Source organism: Halomonas flagellata (assembly GCF_022487945.1).
Taxonomy (GTDB): domain Bacteria; phylum Pseudomonadota; class Gammaproteobacteria; order Pseudomonadales; family Halomonadaceae; genus Halomonas; species Halomonas flagellata.
Genome location: NZ_JAKVPY010000027.1, coordinates 1 through 21,939, shown reverse-complemented (window position 1 = coordinate 21,939; position 21,939 = coordinate 1). Strand labels below are relative to the sequence as shown.

At 65.1% G+C, this 21,939-nt stretch carries 12 protein-coding genes; 7 read left to right on the top strand and 5 right to left on the bottom strand.

Annotated features, from left to right (window positions below; all coding sequences use genetic code 11):
• Positions 1-143: 143 nt before the first annotated feature.
• Entirely contained in the window at positions 144-602 is a 459-nt protein-coding gene (locus MKP05_RS17995; protein WP_240569543.1) for a hypothetical protein, read from the bottom strand.
• Between the two features lie 343 nt (positions 603-945).
• Between MKP05_RS17995 and hutC the strand changes: the two genes are divergently transcribed.
• Positions 946-1,662: a histidine utilization transcriptional repressor HutC gene (hutC, locus tag MKP05_RS17990; protein ID WP_110284963.1), complete on the top strand. Its 717-nt coding sequence runs from the start codon at positions 946-948 to the stop codon at positions 1,660-1,662.
• A gap of 76 nt (positions 1,663-1,738) precedes the next feature.
• On the opposite strand, the gene MKP05_RS17985 is transcribed toward hutC, so the two are convergent.
• Positions 1,739-3,070 (bottom strand): YjiH family protein, encoded by a 1,332-nt coding sequence (locus tag MKP05_RS17985; protein WP_240569542.1) that lies wholly within the window; start codon positions 3,068-3,070, stop codon positions 1,739-1,741.
• 328 nt (positions 3,071-3,398) lie between these two features.
• Here MKP05_RS17985 and hutI point away from each other — a divergent pair, with 328 nt between their 5' ends.
• The 6 genes from hutI to MKP05_RS17955 all read left to right on the top strand — a co-directional run bounded on the left by hutI (position 3,399) and on the right by MKP05_RS17955 (position 13,423).
• Complete coding sequence (gene hutI / locus MKP05_RS17980) at positions 3,399-4,640, top strand: imidazolonepropionase (protein WP_240569541.1); 1,242 nt, start codon at positions 3,399-3,401, stop codon at positions 4,638-4,640.
• A complete protein-coding gene (hutG, locus tag MKP05_RS17975; RefSeq protein WP_240569540.1) occupies positions 4,621-5,586 on the top strand; it encodes a formimidoylglutamase in 966 nt (321 codons plus the stop codon). The genes hutI and hutG overlap by 20 nt, the downstream gene beginning before the upstream one ends.
• 75 nt (positions 5,587-5,661) lie before the next feature.
• Positions 5,662-7,356, top strand: a complete 1,695-nt coding sequence (gene hutU / locus MKP05_RS17970) for a urocanate hydratase (protein WP_240569569.1) — start codon at positions 5,662-5,664, stop codon at positions 7,354-7,356.
• Positions 7,357-7,534: 178 nt separating this feature from the next.
• On the top strand, positions 7,535-9,082 hold the full coding sequence (gene hutH, locus MKP05_RS17965; RefSeq protein ID WP_240569539.1) for a histidine ammonia-lyase: 1,548 nt from the start codon (positions 7,535-7,537) through the stop codon (positions 9,080-9,082).
• Between the two features lie 87 nt (positions 9,083-9,169).
• On the top strand, positions 9,170-10,516 hold the full coding sequence (locus MKP05_RS17960; protein WP_240569538.1) for a Na+/H+ antiporter family protein: 1,347 nt from the start codon (positions 9,170-9,172) through the stop codon (positions 10,514-10,516).
• A 135-nt stretch (positions 10,517-10,651) separates the two neighbouring features.
• Positions 10,652-13,423 (top strand): cation-translocating P-type ATPase, encoded by a 2,772-nt coding sequence (locus tag MKP05_RS17955; RefSeq protein ID WP_240569537.1) that lies wholly within the window; start codon positions 10,652-10,654, stop codon positions 13,421-13,423.
• Between the two features lie 385 nt (positions 13,424-13,808).
• Here MKP05_RS17955 and MKP05_RS17950 read toward each other — a convergent pair whose 3' ends face one another.
• The 3 genes from MKP05_RS17950 to MKP05_RS17940 form a co-directional block, all read right to left on the bottom strand.
• On the bottom strand, positions 13,809-15,143 hold the full coding sequence (locus MKP05_RS17950; protein ID WP_240569536.1) for an HlyD family type I secretion periplasmic adaptor subunit: 1,335 nt from the start codon (positions 15,141-15,143) through the stop codon (positions 13,809-13,811).
• The gene (locus MKP05_RS17945; RefSeq protein WP_240569535.1) at positions 15,143-16,933 is read right to left on the bottom strand and encodes a type I secretion system permease/ATPase; all 1,791 of its coding nucleotides are present in this window, start codon (positions 16,931-16,933) and stop codon (positions 15,143-15,145) included. The genes MKP05_RS17950 and MKP05_RS17945 overlap by 1 nt, the downstream gene beginning before the upstream one ends.
• Positions 16,934-17,284: 351 nt before the next feature.
• Positions 17,285-21,442, bottom strand: coding sequence for a cadherin-like domain-containing protein (locus tag MKP05_RS17940; RefSeq protein WP_240569534.1), 4,158 nt, complete (start codon positions 21,440-21,442; stop codon positions 17,285-17,287).
• Between the last annotated feature and the right edge of the window lie 497 nt (positions 21,443-21,939).

The following is a 21,939-nucleotide window of genomic DNA, read 5'->3' as shown; positions in this document are numbered from 1 at the left end:
CTCCGATAAGGAAAACGGGCCTGGAAACCTGCCTTGACGTTAGCAAAGCCCTGCATGGGTGTCGAACGCCGACCGCGGGCCACCCTGGCACGTCACGTCGAGGAGACCAGGCGGGTGATTTCCACAGAGCACCGGGGCCGCCGTCATGGCGAACGGCACAGCCGGTAGGTGAGTGCCGCGGTGGCACCGAACGCCAGATGTGCGGCGAACGTGATCGGATCACGCACCGCCGCAAACCATGGGAACGCAACGGTAAACCCATACAGGTTGACGGCGAACAGCGCGGCGCCGAACAGCATGCCGACGATCAGCCCCGGCAGCAGCCGTCGCCGCACGACCAGCATCGCGATGGCGACCCCATACGCGATGGAGAGCGCGAAGTGCACCAGGGTCGCCACCGCGAACACCACTGCCGCGAACGACGCCGGCGGTGGCAGCACCTCCCGCCCGAGCACGATCGCGGCCGCGAACCGCGCATCGCGATAGAGTGTCTCGGGCAGCGGATGGCCGAATGCCGCCCACAGGACGACCTGTATCGCAGTTGCCACGATCCCGGCGGCAATGCCCGCCCCTATCGCGGCTCGCCAATCGATCGATCGCATCCGGTCATCCTCCCTATTCAGAGGGTACCCGATCGGTGCGATGGGCTCCTAGCGCATCACCGAGGTCGCCGGCTCATCAAGGGTATTCGGCCACGGCCCCGCTGGGCTCGCTTCACGCCCTGATTCACCGTAAATCACTGCATCACGAGAGATGCCGGGGTTGCCTTGTCGAACGCGGGCCGAGGCCCGGCATGCCAAAGCGTGGTGGAGTTCCAGACATCGCGGGCACCCTGGCGAGTGCGCACCTGGCGTTACGACCACAGGATGCCGGGGCGTCCCGCTGCGGGTAAACTGGACGCGTCGACCCCCACCCCACTCCCGGCGAAAGGACTCAGCGCAGACCATGGGCAGCTCTCCCCCGCTCTACCTGCAGATTCAGCAGCACCTGCTGGAGAAGATCCAGAATGGTGACTGGCCGGCCCATCACCAGATTCCGCCGGAGGAGCAGCTGGCGCGGGACTTCGGCGTCAGCCGCATGACCGCCAACAAGGCGATCCGCGATCTGGTGCAGCAGGGCTACCTGACCCGTCAGCCGGGGCTCGGCACCTTCGTCACCGACCGCAAGGCCGAGTCGTCGCTGGTGGAGGTCCACAACATCGCCGAGGAGGTGCGCAGCCGCGGGCACGACTACGGCAACGACGTGCTGCGCCGTGAAGCCATCGCGGCCGACGACGAGGTGGCGCTGCGCCTCGGGGTGCGCCTGGGCACCCAGGTCTTCCATACGCTGATCGTGCACCGCGAGAACGGCGTGCCGATCCAGCTCGAGGATCGCTACGTCAACCCGCGCTGGGTACCGGCGTATCTCGACACCGACTTCTCCCGCCACACCCCCAACGAGGTGCTGGTGGCGGCCTGCCCGATCACCGATATCGAGCACGTGGTCGAGGCCGTGCTGGTCGATGCCGCCACCGCCCGCCACCTGGACACCGAGGTCACCCGCCCCTGCCTGAGCATGATCCGCCGCACCTGGTCCGGCGAGAACCTGATCAGCTATGCGCGGCTGATCCACCCCGGCGAGCGCTACAAGCTGCGCTCGTCGGTGCATCGCCAGTCATCCTGATCGCTCCCCATGCGACAGCGAGGCCGGGAATCCCCCGGCCTCGCTGCCACTTGCCAGCTCCCGCTTCCGGTTGGCGTCAGCCACCGGCAGCCGCCAGCGCCAGATAGCCCGCCGGCACCGCCAGCAGCAGGCTCAGCGCCACGCGGATGAACCACACCACCACGATGCGCCCCACCGAGAGCGGAATGCTGGTGGAGAGGATGCAGGGGATCGACGCCGAGAAGAACAGCACCGCGGAGACCGACACCACCCCGGCGGCGAAGCGTGCCACGAAGTCCGCTCCCGCCATCAACAGCGCCGGCAGGAACATCTCGGCAAGCCCCGAGGCGGATGCCTGGGCCAGTGCCGCCGCATCATCCAGCCCCCAGATCGCCACGAAGGGGTAGAAGAGCCAGCCCAGCCACTCGAACAGCGGCGTGTACTTTGCGATCACCAATCCCGCGAGGCCCACCGACATGATCGACGGCAGGATGCTGATCGCCATCACCAGTCCTTCGCGCACGTTGAGGGCCACGCTCCTGGGCAGGCTGGGCGCCTGCTCGGCGACGCCGAGGCCGGTGTGCCAGGCGGTGGAGAGCCGCTTGCCCGGCACTGAGACGGGTTCACCGTCGGTCTTGCCGTCGTCCATGCGCGACAGCGGCGGCAGCCGCACGGTGATTGCCGTGACCGTGAAGGTGATCACCAGGGTCAGCCAGAAGTAGAGGTTCCACACGCTCATCAACTCCAGGGTACGCGCCACGATGATCATGAAGGTGGCCGAGACCGTGGAGAAGCCGGTGGCGATGATCGCCGCCTCCCGCGCCGAGTACTGCCCCGCCTGGTAGACCCGGTTGGTGATCAGCAGGCCGATGGAGTAGCTGCCGACGAACGACGCCACGGCATCGATGGCGCTGCGCCCCGGGGTACGCCAGATCGGCCGCATCACCGGTTGCACCAGCACGCCGACCAGTTCCAGCAGGCCATAGCTGATCAGCAGCGCCAGGAAGACCGCACCGATCGGCACGATCAGCCCCACCGGGATCACCAGCTTGTCGAACAGGAAGGGCAGCATGTCCGGCTCATGGAGGAAGGCCGGGCCCCAGCCCGTCAGCGCCATCAGGGCCGCGGCCACCCCGGCGATCTTGAGCACCGTGAAGATGCGCTCGGTGAGGTTGCGCCGCCAGCGGCCCCCGAGCAGTGGATAGGCCGCGCCCGCCACGATCAGCGCCAGGGCATAGAAGCCGCTGGCATCGCCGAGCAGGCCGCGCGCCCCGGTGACCATGTGGTCCAGCGGAATGGTGGTACGCCCGGCCAGGGTCACCGGCACGAAGAAGATCAGGATGCCCAGCGCACTGGGGACGAACAGCTTGAGAACCGTGGTGAGTGATGGGCGGCGGGTGATGTCCGTCGCCTGCTCCTGGCTTGCCATGGGGGGAGTTCCTCCCTCTCGTTGTGATGTGGAGTGGTGCTTCGCCTGACTGCCTCGCTATGTATATACAATAGCCCGTCGAACGATGCCAATCCCGACGCCTCCATCTATCCTATACTTTAGTCGCAACCCGTCGCCTCCCCCTCCTGGCCGCTCGCCGAAGACACCATATTTAGACGATATTTTTCAGTTGGTTGGGTAGTGATAGCGAGATGCCCGCGAGCCGGGTGCCACGGGCCATGTCCGTGCACACCCGTCGCGGGGTTGACGCCGCCCCGCTCATCCACTAAATGTATATACAAATACAACGCTACCGCAGGAGGCCCCGATGGCAGGCAACCCGAAGCCCCCCAGACTCTGGCGCGACGTCGTCCTCTTCGACGGGCACGACACCCGGGCCGAGCCCATGGCCGTCGTCGTCGAGGCTGGCCACATCTCCCGCGTGATGCCGATGACCGAGCTCGACCGCGACGTCGCCGCCGGCTGCCGGGAGATGGGGCGCGGCGGGGTGATGACTCCCGGGCTGGTGGACTGCCATACCCACCTGGTGTTCGGCGGCTCCCGGGCCGACGAGTTCGAGCAGCGGCTGGAGGGCGTCAGCTACGAGGAGATCGCCCGTCGCGGCGGCGGCATCCTCAGCACGGTTCGCGCCACTCGCGCAGCCAGCGAGGACGAGCTGTTCGCCCAGGCCAGGCCCCGCCTGCAGGCGCTGATGGCCGAGGGCGTCACCAGCGTGGAGATCAAGTCCGGCTATGGGCTCACCGTCGCCGACGAGCTGAAGATGCTGCGGGTGGCCCGCCGCCTGGGCGCGGCCCTGCCGGTGCGGGTGATCACCACCCTGCTCGGCGCCCACGCCCTGCCCCCCGAGTTCGCGGGCGACAGCGACGGCTATATCGAGCTGGTCTGCCGGGAGATGATCCCGGCGGCGGCCGAGCAGGGCCTGGCCGATGCCGTGGACGTCTTCTGCGAGAAGATCGCCTTCTCGGTGGCCCAGTGCGAGCGGGTCTTCGAGGCGGCCGAGGCCCATGGCCTGCCCGTCAAGGCCCACGCCGAGCAGCTCTCCAACCTCGGCGGCAGCGCCATGGCGGCACGTCACGGGGCGCTCTCGGCGGACCACATCGAATACCTGGACGAGGCCGGCGTGGCCGCCCTGCGCGAGGCGGGCAGCGTCGCGGTACTGCTGCCCGGCGCCTTCCATACCCTGCGCGAGACCCGGCTGCCGCCCATCGAGGCGCTGCGCGCCGCCGCCGTGCCCATGGCCATCGCCACCGACGCCAATCCCGGCAGCTCGCCGATCTTCAACCCGACGCTGATGCTCAACTTCGCCTGCACCCTGTTCCGGCTCACCCCGCGGGAGGCCCTGGCCGGCATGACCGCACAGGGTGCCCGCGCCCTGGGGCTGCATGAACGGGGTGGCGGTGGGCACGGCCGCGTCACGGCAGGTGCCCCGGCGGATCTCTGCTGGTGGGACGCCGAGTCCCCCGCCGCCCTGGCCTATGCGGTGCAGCCCGGCCGCCTGCGTCAACGCATCTTCAATGGGGAGGTGACCCATGACACTGCACATGCTTGACCCCATCGACATGTCCCCCTGGGCCGGCCGAGAGGATCCGGAGCCCAACAGCCTGCGCTGGCACCAGGTCGTCGAGCCCCTGACGGTGGACAGCCCCGCCGGCGTGGCGCTGCTCGGTTTCGCCTGCGACGCCGGCGTGGCGCGCAACCAGGGCCGCATCGGCGCCGCCGCCGGACCGCGGGCCATCCGCAAGGCGCTGGCCCCCCTGGCCTGGCACCGCCAGGCGCCGGTCCATGACGCCGGCGACGTGGTCGGCCACGGTCACGGCGGCGACGACGGCATGGAGACCGCCCAGAAGCGCCTCGCCGAGTGCCTGGCCGCCCTGCTGGCGGCCGGCCATCGACCCATCGTGCTGGGCGGCGGCCATGAGGTGGCCTTCGGCAGCTGGTCGGGGCTGGCACGCCATCTCGAGGCAGAGGGCGACGAGGCCCCGAGCGTCGGCATCGTCAACCTCGACGCCCACTTCGATCTGCGCGACCCGAGTCACCTGTCCTCCTCCGGCACCCCCTTCGCCCAGATCGCCGCCGAGTGCCAGACCCGTGGCTGGCCGTTCCGCTACGCCTGCCTGGGCGTGAGCCGCGCCGCCAATACCCGGGCGCTGTTCGCCCGCGCCGCCGACCTCGAGGTGCTGGTACGCGAGGATCGCGAGATCACCGCGACGAGCCTCGAAGCGATCGTCGCCGAGTTGGACGCCTTTATCGCCGGGTGCGACCACCTCTACCTGACCATCGACCTGGACGTGCTGCCCGCCAGCGAGGCCCCCGGCGTCAGTGCCCCGGCCGCCCACGGCGTGCCGCTCGCCCTGCTCGAGCGGCTGCTCGAACGGGCGCGCGACAGCGGCAAGCTGCGCCTGGCCGACATCGCCGAGCTCAACCCGAGCTTCGAGATCGATGGCCGCACCGCCCGGGCGGCGGCGCGACTCATCCATCACCTGACGCTGACCTGACACGGCGCATCACGCACTCCCGGCGCCGTCAGCCACCGACGAAGCCTTACCACCACGACACGAGAACCCATGACCATGACCCAGCACCAGCCCATCAGCACCGATTCCCGTCACGACCCCAGCCGCCGGGTCGCCGCCCCCACGGGCACCGAACTCAGCTGCAAGAGCTGGCTCACCGAGGCGCCGCTGCGCATGCTGATGAACAACCTCCACCCCGACGTGGCCGAGCGCCCCGAGGACCTGGTGGTGTATGGCGGCATCGGTCGCGCCGCCCGCGACTGGCCGTGCTACGACAAGATCGTCGAGACCCTCCGTCGTTTGGAGGACAACCAGTCGCTGCTGATCCAGTCGGGCAAGCCGGTGGGGGTGTTCGAGACCCACAGGGACGCGCCGCGCGTGCTGATCGCCAACTCCAACCTGGTACCGGCCTGGGCCGACTGGGAGCACTTCAACGAGCTCGATCGCCGGGGCCTGATGATGTACGGCCAGATGACCGCCGGCTCGTGGATCTACATCGGCTCCCAGGGCATCGTCCAGGGCACCTACGAGACCTTCGTCGAGGCCGGCCGCCAGCACTACGACGGCAAGCTCACCGGCCGCTGGATCCTCACCGCCGGTCTCGGCGGCATGGGTGGCGCCCAGCCGCTGGCGGCAAGCCTGGCCGGCGCCTGCTCGCTGAACATCGAATGCCGGCAGTCGCGCCTCGACTTCCGCCTGCGCACCCGCTACCTGGACGAACAGGCCACCGATCTCGACGACGCCCTGGCGCGTATCGAGCGTTACACCAGCGAGGGCAAGGCCGTCTCCATCGGACTGTGCGCCAACGCCGCCGATATCCTCCCCGAGCTGGTCAGGCGCGGCGTCAAGCCGGACATGGTCACCGACCAGACCAGCGCCCACGACCCGCTGCACGGCTACCTGCCCGCCGGCTGGAGCTGGGACGACTACGTGGCACGGGGCATCTCCGAGCCCGAGGTCACCGTCAAGGCCGCCAAGCGCTCCATGGCCGTGCATGTCCAGGCGATGCTCGACTTCCAGACGATGGGCGTGCCGACCTTCGACTACGGCAACAACATCCGCCAGATGGCCCAGGAGGAAGGGGTCGAGAATGCCTTCGATTTCCCCGGCTTCGTGCCGGCCTACATCCGTCCGCTGTTCTGCCAGGGCATCGGCCCCTTCCGCTGGGCGGCGCTGTCCGGCGACCCGGAGGACATCTACAAGACCGACGCCAAGGTCAAGGAGCTGATCCCCGACGACCCGCACCTGCACAACTGGCTCGACATGGCCCGGAAGCGGATTGCGTTCCAGGGGCTGCCGGCACGCATCTGCTGGGTGGGCCTCAAGGATCGCGCCCGCCTCGGCCAGGCCTTCAACGAGATGGTCGCCAGTGGCGAGCTCAAGGCGCCCATCGTCATCGGCCGCGACCACCTCGACTCCGGCTCGGTGGCGAGCCCCAACCGCGAGACCGAAGCCATGCGGGACGGCAGTGACGCCGTCTCCGACTGGCCCCTGCTCAACGCCCTGCTCAACACCGCCGGTGGCGCGACCTGGGTCTCGCTGCACCACGGCGGCGGCGTGGGCATGGGCTACTCCCAGCATGCCGGGGTGGTGATCGTCGCCGACGGCACGGACGACGCCCACGCCCGCCTCGGGCGGGTGCTGCGCAACGACCCGGGCACCGGGGTGATGCGCCACGCCGACGCCGGTTACGAGATCGCCAAGACCTGCGCCCGCGAGAACGGACTCGACCTGCCGATGCTCGATAAGTAAGAGCACGGCCACAAACGTCCGGCGCGATGAGCGCCGGGGACAAGGCGTAGCGAGGGTCATTCGCCAGGGATGGCGAATGTAGCGCCCAGGGACGGGTTCACAGCGCCCTCGCGCAGGCTTGTCGCCGGAATAGCTCATCGCTCTACGCCGCACACACCTTTCTCAGGAGAGCCACTTCATGCCCCATCTAGAGATCCAACCCGGCAAGATGACCCTGGCCAAGGCGCGCCGGGTCCATGAGGCCCATGTTCCGGTCAGCCTGCCGGCGAGCGCCGATGCGGCGATCCAGCGCAGCGTCGACTGCGTCAACCGCGTCGTGGCCGAGGACCGCACCGTCTACGGCATCAACACCGGCTTCGGCCTGCTGGCCCAGACCCGCATCGAGAAGGAGCACCTGGAAGACCTGCAGCGCTCCCTGGTGCTGTCGCATGCCACCGGCGTCGGCGAGCCCATGGAGGACGCCCTGGTGCGCCTGATCATGGTGCTCAAGGTCAATAGCCTGGCGCGCGGCTTCTCCGGCATTCGCCGCGAGGTGCTCGACGCCCTGGTGGCGCTGATCAATGCCGAGGTCTACCCGCATATTCCGCTCAAGGGCTCGGTGGGCGCCTCGGGCGACCTGGCGCCGCTGGCGCATATGAGCGTGGTGCTGCTCGGCGAAGGCAAGGCCCGCCACCGGGGCGAATGGCTCCCCGCCCGCCAGGCCCTGGAAGTGGCCGGCCTCCAGCCGCTCTCCCTGGCCCCCAAGGAGGGCCTGGCGCTGCTCAACGGCACCCAGGTCTCCGCGGCCTATGCCCTCAAGGGGCTGTTCGAGGCCGAAGACCTCTACGCCGCCGCCACGGTGTGCGGCTCGCTGACCGTGGAGGCGACGCTCAGCTCGCGGGCGCCCTTCGATGCGCGCATCCACGAGGTGCGTGGTCAGCCGGGGCAGGTCGATGCCGCCGCGGGCTATCGTCACCTGCTCGGCCGCCGCAGCGAGATCAGCGACTCCCACGTCCACTGCGGCAAGGTACAGGACCCCTACTCGCTGCGCTGCCAGCCCCAGGTCATGGGGGCCGTCCTGACCCAGATCCGCCAGGCCGCCGAGGTGCTGGCCATCGAGGTCAATGCGGTGTCGGACAACCCGCTGGTGTTCGCCGACGAGGGGGACATCATCTCCGGCGGCAACTTCCACGCCGAGCCGGTGGCCATGGCCGCCGACAACCTGGCCCTGGCCATCGCCGAGATCGGCTCGCTCACCGAGCGGCGCGTCTCGCTGATGATGGACCAGCACATGTCCCGGCTGCCGCCCTTCCTGGTCGAGCACGGCGGGGTCAACTCCGGCTTCATGATCGCCCAGGTGACGGCCGCCGCCCTGGCCAGTGAAAACAAGGCCCTGGCCCATCCCCACAGCGTCGACAGCCTGCCGACCTCGGCCAACCAGGAGGACCACGTCTCCATGGCCCCGGCCGCCGGCAAGCGGCTGTGGGAGATGGCCGCGAACGTGCGCGGCATCCTCGCCATCGAGTGGCTGGCCGCCTGCCAGGGGCTGGACTTCCGAATGGATGGGAATGGCCATCGCCTCACCACCACCGTGCCGCTGGAACGGGCACGCCACGCCCTGCGCGAACGCGTGGCCCATTACGACAAGGATCGCTTCTTCGCCCGCGACATCGAGGCCGCGACCGAGCTGCTCGAATCCCGCGTCCTGAACGCCCTGGTGCCGCAGTCACTGCTACCCAGTCACTGACGGTCGGCCTCCCTTGACGTACTATCCTCCGCCCCGGGGCTTCGGCCCCGGGATGTCGCCGCCCTTACTCAACGACAAGAGCCAAGCATGAATGCCATCGTTCTGGCCATCCTGGTGATGGTCACCCTGAGTCTCGCCCGCGTTTCCGTGGTCTTCGCGCTGATCGCCGCCAGCCTGGTCGGCGGTCTCCATGCCGGCATGCCGCTCGCCGATATCCTCGACGCCTTCAACGACGGCCTCGGCAACGGCGCCACCATCGCCCTCTCCTATGCCGTGCTCGGCGCCTTCGCCGTCGCCCTGTCACGTTCCGGGATCACCGAGTTGCTCGCCAACCGGGCGATTCGCGGCCTCGACCTGGATGACGACAGCGGCAATCGCCGCCTGGTCGGCTACACCCTCCTGGGCGCCCTGCTGGCCGCGGCGGTCAGTTCCCAGAACCTGATCCCGGTGCATATCGCCTTCATTCCGGTGCTGGTGCCGCCGCTGCTCAAGTTGATGAACCACCTGCGGCTCGACCGACGGGTGGCCGCCTGCGTGATCACCTTCGGCATCACCGCGCCCTACATGCTGCTGCCGGTAGGCTTCGGCTCGATCTTCCTCAACGACATCCTGCTGGCCAATCTCAACGAGAGCGGCGCGGCACTGGGGCTGGAGGTGACCCGCCAGATGGTGCCCCTGGCCATGGTGATTCCCATCGGCGGCATGGCGCTGGGCCTGGCCGTGGCGGTGCTGTGGAGCTACCGCAAGCCGCGCCACTACGAGGATCACGACCTGGCCCACGGCGACGAGACGCCAGCCGAGGCGGCCCGTCACCTGGCACCCTGGCAGCTCGGCGTGCTGGCCGTGGCCCTGGGCGGCACCGTGGCCATCCAGCTGCTGTCCGGTTCCATGGTGCTCGGCGGTCTCTTCGGCTTCGCCCTGCTCTCGATGAGCGGGGTGTTCCGCTGGCACGAGCAGGACGGCATCTTCACCGAGGGCATGCGCATGATGGCCCTGGTGGGGTTCATCATGATCTCGGCGGCGGGGTTCGCCAGCGTGATGCAGGCCAGCGGCGAGGTGGAAGGGCTGGTGGCCGGCTCCGCCGAGCTGATCGGCGACAACAAGGGGCTCGCCGCCTTGATCATGTTGCTGGTCGGCCTCTTCATCACCATGGGCATCGGCTCGTCGTTCTCGACGATCCCGATCATCGCCTCGCTCTACGTGCCCCTGGCGCTGGGCTTCGGCTTCTCCCCCATGGCCACCGTGGCCCTGGTGGGCACCGCCGCCGCCCTGGGCGATGCCGGCTCGCCGGCCTCGGACTCGACGCTGGGCCCCACCGCCGGCCTCAACGCCGACGGCCAGCACGACCATATCTGGGACTCGGTCGTCCCCACCTTCCTGCACTACAACATCCCACTGATCGCCTTCGGCTGGCTCGCCGCCATGCTGCTCTAGGAGCCGACACTGCCGGGGGTTATCACCCGCTTGGGCGCGGTGCCTTGTCCTGGATCACTACGGTGCAACTCGGGGTGTGCTACATCTGTCGCCTTGGCAGCGGTTACAGTGACACCCCGTGCAGGAGGTAACAGGATGCCCGAGCACAAGCCCCACGAACGCCCCAGCTGGCATGCCCTGCCGGCCGAGGAGTCACTGACGCGACTCGACGCCACGCCGCGGGGATTGAGCGGCCAGGAGGCCCGTGCACGCCTGGCCAGCCACGGCCCGAACCGGTTACGCCAGGCACGGGGCCACCCCTGGTGGAAGCGCCTGCTCGCGCAGTTCAACAACATCCTGATGCTGATCCTGCTCGCCGCAGCCGTGGCCAGCCTGGGGCTCGGCCATCACCTCGACGCCACGGCCATCCTCGGCGTGGTGCTGATCATCGCGCTGATCGGCTTTTTCCAGGAGGGCAAGGCGGAGCAAGCGCTCGAGAGCATCCGCAACATGCTCTCGCCCCGGGCCCAGGTGCTGCGCGACGGCCGGCGCGACGTGATCCCCGCGGAGGAGCTGGTGCCCGGCGACATCGTGCTGGTGGAGAGCGGCGACCGCGTACCGGCCGACCTGCGCCTGCTCGAGGCCCGGCGGTTGCGCGCCGAAGAGGCCGCGCTGACCGGCGAGTCGACGCCGGTGGACAAGGCCACGCACGCCGTGCACCAGGACGCCGACCTCGGCGACCGCAGCAGTATGGCCTATGCCGGCACCATCGTGGTCCAGGGCAATGCCCTGGGGCTGGTGGTGGAGACCGGCAGCCACAGCGAGATCGGCCGCATCTCGGAAATGCTGCGCGGGGTGGAGAAGCTCAAGACCCCGCTGCTGCAACAGCTCGACCGCGCCGGGCGGGTGCTGGCCGTGTTCATCCTCGGCGCCGCCCTGCTCACCGGGCTGTTCGGGGTGCTGGTCCATGGCCAGCCCGTGGGCGAGATGTTCATGGCCGCCGTCGGCCTGGCGGTGGCCGCCATCCCCGAGGGCCTGCCGGCCATCGTCACCATCGGCCTGGCGCTCGGTGTCCAGGCCATGGCCCGGCGCAACGCCATCATCCGCCGGCTGCCGGCGGTGGAGACCCTGGGCTCGATCTCCACCATCTTCTCCGACAAGACCGGCACCCTGACCCGCAACGAGATGACCGCTCGGGCGATCCGGCTGCCCGAGGGGGAGATTCGCATCGACGGCACCGGCTTCTCTCCCGAAGGCGACTTCCACCGGGCCGGCGACGACGGCAAGCCCGAGGCGGCGACGCTCGACCTCGATGATCATCACGCCCTGCGACACTTCCTCAAGGTCGGCGTGCTGTGCAACGACGCCGAGCTGGCCGAGGAACAGGGCCTCTGGCGGATCCACGGCGACCCCACCGAGGGCGCCCTGGTCGTGGCCGCGGCCAAGGCCGGCCTCTCGGCGCGCGAGCTGCGCGGCGACCACGCCCGCCAGGACGCCATTCCCTTCGAGTCCGAACGCCGGTACATGGCCACCCTCCACGAGGTCGACAGCGAGCCGTACCTGCTGGTCAAGGGGGCGCCGGACCGGCTGCTGGAGATGTGCCACAAGGTGCGTACCGACGGCGGCGAGGCCGAGCTCGATCGCGCGACGTGGGAGGCGCACATCCATGCCCTCTCCTCCCGCGGCCTGAGGGTGCTGGCCCTGGCCGAGAAGCGCCTGGAGGGCATCGACGACCTGGTCGACGAGCACGCCGAGGAGGGCCTGGTACTGCTGGGACTGGTGGGCCTGCTCGACCCGCCCCGCGACGAGGCCATCACCGCCGTGAAACGGTGCCTGGGCGCCGGCATCCGCCCGGTAATGGTCACCGGCGACCATGCCGTAACGGCCCGCGCCATCGCCGAACAGCTCGGCTTCGCGCACACCGACCGGGCCCTCACCGGTCGCGAGGTCGAGGCCATGTCCGACCGGGAACTGGAGGCCTGCATTCTCGAGGTGGACGTCTTCGCCCGCGTCGCCCCGGAACACAAGCTGCGGCTGGTCACCGCGATGCAGGCCAGGGGCGGGATCTGCGCCATGACCGGCGACGGCGTCAACGACGGCCCGGCGCTCAAGCGTGCCGACGTCGGCGTGGCCATGGGCATCCAGGGCACCGAGGCGGCCAAGGAAGCCGCCGAGATGGTGCTCGCCGACGACAACTTCGCCACCATCGCCGCCGCCATCGAGGAGGGCCGCAAGGTCTACGACAACATCCGCAAGACCATCACCTTCCTGCTGCCCACCAACGGCGGCCAGGGCCTGGCGATCATGCTGGCGGTGCTGGGCGGCACCCTGCTGCCGGTGACGCCGCTGCAGGCGCTATGGGTCAACATGGTGGTGGCGGTGACCCTGGGCCTGGCGCTCGCCTTCGAGAAGGCCGAGCCCGACATCATGCAGCGACGCCCCCGCGACCCGACGGCCGCGCTGCTCGATCTCTTCCTGCTGTGGCGCGTGGTGTTCGTCTCGGTGCTGCTGCTGGTCGGCGTGTTCGGGGTGTTCGCCTGGATCCTGCTCCACCAGCAGGGCAGCGAGGCACTGGCCCGGGCCGGGGCGGTGAACATGCTGGTGATGGGCAGCGCCGCCTACCTGATCAACAGCCGCTTCCTGATCCACAGCTCGCTGTCGATGACGGGAATCTTCGGCAGCCGGCCGGTGTGGATCGCCATCGCCCTGGTGTTCGCGCTGCAGCTGGCCTGGACCTACCTGCCCTTCATGCAGCTGATCTTCGGCAGCGCCGCCCTGGGTCTCGTCCACTGGCTTGTGATCCTCGCCGGCAGCGTGGCGATCCTGCTGATCGTCGAGTTGGAGAAGTGGGTGTTGCGCCGCCGCGATGCCACCGACAGTGGCTCGCCCTCCAGACGCCGGCACGACGAGCACGCCGCGGCCCACTGATCAAGAAAGTCGCTTGGTGCGGGCGGTGTCCTGGGCCGACCAAGTACCCTCCGTCGGGATCGATGTGGCATAGGCACCTCATTCACTCAGAGCTCAACGCAACGAAAAGTTGCCTGCCTTCGAGGCGGCCATAGAGCCAGAGCAGATCAGAACTTGGTGGCTCACGCTTTCCGCCAGCTGTGTGAATGCTGCAACGTTCTCCGTCAAAGCAATTCCCTGCCGAACGGCGACAGGGATCATTGAGCGCGCTGCTGTCAATATTCGGGAGGTAGCTTGGTGCTGGGTGGCAGTGTAATTGAGGGAGAAGTCGAAGCCCTCACCATTCCATACGCCATACGCCATACGCCATACGCCATACGCCATACGCCATACGCCACCGACAAGATTAGTCTTCGCGCATGGCTCGCGCCAGCATGTCGTTGATGGGCTTGGCGATATAACTGGCGAGTGTCCGTTCCCCAGTGCGTAGCATCACCTCGGCGGGCATACCGGACAACAACTGCATGTTATCGGTCATGTCATCGCGGCCCCGTTCGGTCACCTGGACTCGTACCCTGTAGTACCGGGTGCTTGTTGCCTCATCCAGGAAGCTGTCCGCCGAGACATGCACGACCCTTCCCTCGATGACGTTGGACAGCCTCTGGTTGAAGGCGCTGAAACGGATCTCGGCCGACTGGCCGACATAGACGTTGTCGACGTCCCGATCCACGACCCGGGCCTCGACCACGAGGCCATCGCCGCTGGGCACGATATCCAGCAGGGGGTCTCCTGGCCCCACCACGGCACCCAGGGTGTGCACCTTCAGATCCACCACGATGCCTGCCACCGGGGCCGTCACCAGGGTACGGCGTGCCTCGTCCTGAAGGGCCGCGATACGCTCCTCGGCGTCCATGACCAGGGTCTGGACGTCCCACAACCTCTCGCCAACCTCCTGCTGGTACTCCTGGAGGCGGACCTCCTTGTTCTGCAGGGTCTCGCCGATCTGCGCCTTCAGGCTGGCGACGCGGGCACGATCCTCTGCCATCTCGCTCTCGAACTCGAGCATCTGCCGCTCCACCTCGCGCAATCGGACGTTGTTGCCCAGTCTCTGCCGGAGCAAGGCACGATGATCCGCCGCCTCGCGGCTCAGCGAATCAATGCGTTGGAGCATGATCCGGTCCTTGGTCTCCAACCCGGCGATTTGTTCCTGCATCTGCACGACCTGTGCATCGAGGGACAACAGGGCGCCCCGCAAGGATTCACGCCTGGCATGGAAGAGCCGCCCCTGGACACGGATCACCTCCGCCACTCGCGACGAGCCGACATCGATCAAGTCCTGCGGAAACGCCAAGGTGGCCTCCCCGGCCTGTTCGGCCAGCAGGCGAACTTCGCGCGCCCGGGCGATGGCGTACTGGGACTGGGCGATCTGCAATGCGGCACGCACCTGGGTATCGTCGATGACCAACAGGGGCTCACCGGCGTCAACGCCATGGCCGTCCTCGACGAGAATCCGCTCGACGATGCCCCCTTCGAGGTGCTGGATGGTCTTCTTGAAGGATTCCACCGAGAGGGAACCGGGCGCCACCACCACGACGGCGAGATCGGCGGAGAGCGCCCAGCCCCCGAATCCCCCGAAGGCCACCAGGAGCAGCGCCATGCCCCAGCGACAACAGGCCTGGTCGGCAAGGGGAAGCGTTGTGGGGCGAGCCTTCACACTCGACGCCGGCGTTGGGTGGTTCATCAGGACGGCTCCTCGCCGCCACCCCGTTGGGTGGCGGCCTCGTTAACGGACGGGCTCAAGGGAGACAAGCGCCCGTTCACCCCCACCCCCTTGCCATTCAGCTTGACGCCTGTCGCAGGCCGGGTTATCTGACCAAGGACCTCGCAGGCAGTCCCCCATTGATCCATGCGCCCCTCCTTCAGCACCAACAGTTTGTCCACTCCCTGGAGGATCGCCGAGCGATGGCTGATCACGAAAAGGGTGGTGCCCTCTCGCTTCAGCTGCTGGAGGCATGCGGTGAGTGCTTTGTCCCCCTCAGCATCGAGATAGGCGTTGGGCTCATCGAGCATGACCAATACCGGGCGACCATAGAGGGCCCGGGCCAGCCCGATGCGCTGGCGTTGACCGCCGGAGAGGGTGCCGTTGCCGTCGATCTGGGTATCGTATCCTTGGGGCAGGCGAAGGATCATCTCATGCACCCCCGCCTTTCTGGCCGCCTCTACGACCTGAGCGGCGTCGATTTCACCGAAGCGGGCAATATTCTCGCTGATAGAGCCATGGAAGAGCTCGATGTCCTGGGGCAGGTAGCCGAGGTAGGCGCCCACCTCCTGTCGATTCCATTGCGTGATATCGACACCATCGAGGCGCACCGTGCCCGCCAATGCAGGCCAGATGCCCAGCAAGGCCCTCGCCAGGGTCGACTTGCCCGCGGCACTGGGCCCGACGATTCCGACCTGTTCTCCTGGCTGTACCGTGAAGTGGATGCCGGCAATGGCCGGTTGTCGCTCCCCCGGGGCCGCCGCCGCGACGGCTTCCACGCTGACATGGCCCTTCGGGGGCGGCAGCGCCATGCTGTCAACATCGGGCGGGATCTTGGCGAGCAAGTCGGCAATACGCCGATAGGCGCCACGGGCCCCGACCACGCCCTTCCAGCCACCGATCATCTGGTCGATGGGAGCCAACGCGCGTCCCATGATGATGGAGCCCGCGATCATCATGCCCGGCGAGACCTCCCTCTGGAGTACCAGGTAGGCCCCTACCCCTAGGATCAGGGACTGGAACATGATGCGCAGCATCTTGGAAAGGTTGATCAGGATGCCCGCCCGATCGCTGGCTGCTGACTGATAACACAGGGCATCGTGATGCCTCGACGCCCACCGCTGCATGACCTGTGGCACCATTCCCATGGCCTGCAGCACCTCGGCGTTGCGCAGATTGCTGCTGGTCAAATCCCGGGACTGGATGTTCTCGCTGGTAGCGGCCGACAGCAGTCGCCGGGTCGATATCTCATTGGCGATCGCCAATGCCAGCAGCAGGAGGCCCGCCACGGTGGCAAAAACCCCAAGCCACATGTGGAACAAGAACAGGACGCCCAAGTAGAGCGGAATCCAGGGCGCGTCGAAGAAGGCGAAGAGCCCGTTACCCGTAAGAAACTGGCGGATGCTGGTCAGGTCGTTGAGGGGCTGCACCGACGGCAGGCCGGGAACCGTCAGGGACTTCTTGATCATGGCAGCATAGAGCCGTTCGCCGAGTAGCGTCTCCAGCCGGTTACCGACCCTGACCAGGATCCGGGAACGAACCAGTTCCAGCCCCCCCATGACGAGGAAGAGAAAGACCGCAATCAGCGTCAGCAGTAGCAATGTCTCCTTGCTGTAGGTGGTGATGACGCGATCATAGACCTGGAGCATGTAGATGGCTGGAACCAACATCAGCAGATTAATGAACATGCTGAAGAAGCCAACCATCAGGAAGGATTTGCGGCAGGTTCCCAGGACTTTCCAAAGCTCATCGTTTGAATGGGGGTCAGCCATGCCATCCTCCCTACCACATCAATGAGTGACTAACTGCCTTCCGCCCTATCACCAGCGCTCCGGACATGGCCTTGTCCAAGCAGCATCATCGGGTAAGGCACATAAGCTCCACTGTTACAAAAGCCCCTTCAATGAAGTAGTCGAGAGTTTAATAGCCACCCGATAACAACTTAGTAACGTCTTGATATCATGATCATCGAACACACATCATGCAGACATGGGCCATGTTAAGGTACGAACAACACTTGGCATGGCTCCCCGTTCACCGATGCGTCATGGCAGTAACAACATGCCGCCTGGCATAATGCGCCAGGCGGCGCCTTGACGCTTGTCGCCGATACCGGCGGGCGATCAGACCTCCAGGTTCTGGTTCGCCAGTAGCGAGTCCGCATCGATGCCGCTCACGCCCACCAGAACGGCCACATCCTCGGCCGCATACGCCTCACCGGCACCGTCGCGATCCACGCTGACCACGCTATCGCCATTCTCCTCCCGGACCTGGACGAAGTCCGCCAGCGAGGACGTCTGCGGGTCGTAGCCTTCCAACAGGGGGGCGACCACCAGCACATCGGCGTCCTCGCCGCTGCCTGTGGTGAAGTCGAGAAGGGTATCGACGCCCAGATCGTCGGTCGGCTCGAGGATGAAGCGGTCATGGCCACTGCCGCCGGTCAGGGTGTCGTCACCCCCGCCGCCTATCAGGCTATCGTCCCCGCTCGCGCCGTCTAGCGTATCGCCGACATTCGAGCCGATCAGCACGTCGTTGCCCTCGGTGCCGGAGATCTCCTTCGCTGTGGTACTGCCTTCTGTGACCTCCACCAACACTCGGGTGGAGATTTCCAGACCATCCTTGTAGGCCAGCGCCAGACTTCCATCGGTGAGTTCCACGATAGACGAAGAGACATAAATCGAATCACTCACTTCCTCTGTCAACCGGAACTCCGGACCTTCCTCTTTGCCTTCTGCATCAAAACGCTGCCCGTAGATGCGACTCCCGGACCCATCCTGATCAGCCGACACCCAGGTGATCAGGAAGCCGCCATCGGACAACGCGGTCACAGAAGGACTATGCTGTCCTCCAACAATGAAATTGTTGACTTTGAATTCTTCTCCTATGCGCAATCCCTCGGCATCATAGCGTTGAGCAAAGATATCACTGTAAGATCTGTTGAGATCGTCACCAGACCAAGCAACCACGAAGCCGCCATCAGACATTGAGGTGATAGTCGGCAAGCCATATTCGCTACTGGTATGAGCGCTGATCCTGAATTCGTCATCAATCTTATTTCTGTCGGCATCAAACCGCTGACCCAGAACAGTTCCATACTGAGTCACCCATATCACTACTAAACTCCCATCACCAAGCACAGATGAGACTGCTGCATTGTAACGAATAGAAGTATCGGTACTAACCATAAACTCCTCGCCTATCGTTGTACCATCGGCATCAAACCATTGACCATAGACGCCATCCGCGACATCAAGGCCACCGGAAACCCAGGTCACCAAAAAACTGCCATCATCGAATGTAGCTGTGGAGGCATCCGTTTGAGAGTTTGCAACGGTGCTATTAACGCGGAACTCTTCGTCTACAGCCTCACCGTCAGCCCCATAGCGCCGCCCATAAACACCATCGCCATCTTCGTCGCTAGATGTCCAAGTCACCATAAAGCCGCCTCCAGAAAACGAGGCAACGGAGGCATTAAGTTGAGATCCATCAGTAGACGAATTGACCACAAACTCCGGCCCCATCCGTGCTCCGTCGGCCGAGTACCGCTGGCCGTAGATATCCTGTCCTCGCCAGACAATCACGAAGCCGCCATCATCTAGCGGTGCAATCGATTGGCCACCTCCTGCTGCGCCTTGTCCCAGTATCTTGAAATAGCCGCTGGAGGTAGTAACTTCGGGGGAGGCCACGTACGAAGCTGGCTCGTCACCAATGGTGGGTGCCTCGCCATCGAGTGACACGACCAAGCCCACTTCATTATCCTGAAATGCCACGGCGATAGTGCCATCGGATAACTCTGCGATCCGCGGGTATTGCTGGCTTGCAAGCGTAGAGGCATGCAAATATTCTTCAGGCCCTCCATTTCCTTCGGCGTCGTACCGCTTACCATAGATGCCATAGCTCGATCCATCCTGCTCATAGGACATCCAGGTGACCATAAAACCACCATCAGCCAAGGCAGTCACGTCGGGAGACGACTGGTAATCAGTGGTGTAGGAGTTGACTCGGAACTCACCCCGCTCATCGGGGGTTCCATCGGCGTTGTAGCGCTGCCCAAAGATTCCGTCAGCGGAACCGTCTTGGCCATGGGATTCCCAGACTACCACGAACCCTCCGTCGCTTAGCGAGACGACGGAGGGTTCACGCTGGTTGTTCGTAACGTAGGTGTTGATTTTGAACTCGACGCCATTAGTCTCCCCGTCTTCGCCATAACGTTGCCCATAGGTTCCCCAGCCAGAACCATCCTGAACAGATGATGCCCATATGACTACGAAACCACCATCGTTCAGCCCACCAATGGAAGAACTAGACTGCGGCGCATCAGTGTTTGAATTGACCAAAAATTCGGAGCCTGACAATGTTCCATCTACAGAAAACCGCTGTCCATAAATGTCAGACTCCGAACTTAATCCATCACGGTATGACCAAGTCACTACAAACCCACCATTATCCAATGAAGCAACGGCTTGGTCTATTGGGCTACCTGCGGTAGTGTTGATCTGGAACTCCCCACCTAAAGCGGTTCCATCTTCTGCATAGCGCTGGCCGTAGAGACCGATGCTATTACCGAATTCCCCATACGTCGTCCATGTCACCACAAAACCGCCATCTTCCAGCGACGTGACTGACGGAAAATAATCAATGGTCCAGGTATCGGTATTGACTTTGAATTCCGGACCAACAGCTCCACCACTGGCATCGTAACGTTGGCCGAATACTCCCCAGTACATTCCATCCCTGGAACTCCATACCTGAACATAGCCTCCATCAAGCAATGCCGAAATATCATGTTTCCTGCGATACATATCTGGTTCATGGGTAGAAACATTCGCCACATGACTGAGTTCACTGAAAAGTTGATCATAGCCATCTGGAATCTCGAAGGATCTGTCAGCGATTTCAACCGCTACCGTTGCGGTGGAGCTCAATCCCGCTTCATCGATAACCGAGAATTGGAATGCATCGGCACCGGACTCACCGGCATCCGGGGTATATGTGAAGCTCCCATCCGCTTCGATTGAAACAGTCCCCTTATCCGGCCCCGATGCCAGCGCAAAATTGAGTTGATCGCTGCTATCCGGTGAGAGGGTCGTGAGCACCCCTGACGCCGCCTGGTCTTGGTTGGTGGCTACCAGGCTTGCGATGGCGACCAGGCCGTCGTTGCGGCCGGTGACGGTGATCGTCACGTCGTTTGTCGCGGTGGCGCCGTGGCTATCGGTGGCGGTGACACCGATCACCACCTCGCGGGTCTCGCCCTCGGCCAGGTCCTGGAAGTTGCTGCCCGGATCGAAGGTCAGGGTGGTGCCGCTGATCGAGGCTGCTCCCTCACTGGGTAAGCCGCTGATGGCGTAGCTCAGGCTGGTGCCGTCATCGTCGCTGTCGACGTCATCGCCCAAGGCGGCCAAGTCGACGTCGATGGCCGCGCTATCCTCGCCGGCCCCGCCGCTACCGGCGGCGAGGCTCGGGGCGTCGTTGGTGCCGGTGACGGTGATCATCACGTCGTTGCTGGCAGTGGCACCGTGGCTATCGCTGGCGGTAACGCCGATCACCACCTCGCGGGTCTCGCCCTCGGCCAGGTTCTGGAAGTCCGCGCCCGGATCGAAGGTCAGGGTGGTGCCGCTGATCGAGGCGCTGCCCTCGCCGGGGGCCGTGCTGATGGCATAGCCGAGGCTGGTGCCGTCGTCGTCGCTATCGACGTCAACGGCCAAGGCGGCCAGGTTGATCGTGATGGCCGCGCCGTCCTCACCGGCAGCGCCTACCCCGGCGGCCAGCATCGGCGCATCATTGCTGCCGGTGACGGTGACAGTGACCCTGGCCCAGCTCAGCGGACGGTTCCCGTCCTGAATGGCGTAGATGAAGGAATCCGTCCATGTCTCGCCCTCGGCCAGGGCATGCAACTCATCCGCGATCGGCCGGATGTCATAGGCCACCACCTCGTTGCCTGTCGCATCCTCGGTGATCCAGATCCGTGCCCCTTGTTCACTGCGATCGGGATCGTACCCTTCGGGACTCTCGATCTGCTCCAGGGTGTACTTGACGTCGGCGTCCTCGAGATCGACGACGCTATCTTCCCCTTCTTCCCCGGTATCCAGGGAGTACAGAACGCCGGCCCCGTCATCCAGGTCGTTACCCATGACATCGAAGAAGGTCACACCACTGATGAGGCCGCCGAACAAGGCATCCTCCGAGACGGCGTACTCGTCATCCACAGTGAGCGATTGATTGATAGTGGAGTTCCCTCCCCCCTGACCGCCATTGCCGTTATTGCCATTTTTCTTTGCCATGATGACCTCCCAACAATGCCAGCGTGATGAAAAAGTGGCATACTCTCCTGGCCTTAAGACTGATGCCATCTCAGTAAATAAAGTTAAGAGACCACATCACCAACCGTCACCTTCGGGAGAGCCATATCTCCACGAGACTGGTAATGGATCGCTCGACAATCCATCCAGTCTCCACGGATATGTAAACCATAGATAACCGAAAATAAACCACCCCTATCCAGATGGATAGTTCTAACCTAAACTAAGATAAAAAATGATCACCCTCTTGTGAACAATACTTAATTAAGAACAATGATGACAACCAACTCATTGAAATATAGTAGATTTTTGAGGGTGAACGATGAACGCGGCGGTGCTTACCCTTATCGATCCCCTGATATTCACCGGGCAGCCCTGGAAATGAAGATGGCGGTTGGTATCCTACTGATAAATCAGAGAGTTCCTGGCAGAACCTGATTCAGGAGGACCAACCGCCATGGGTGAAACCCTAACGACCT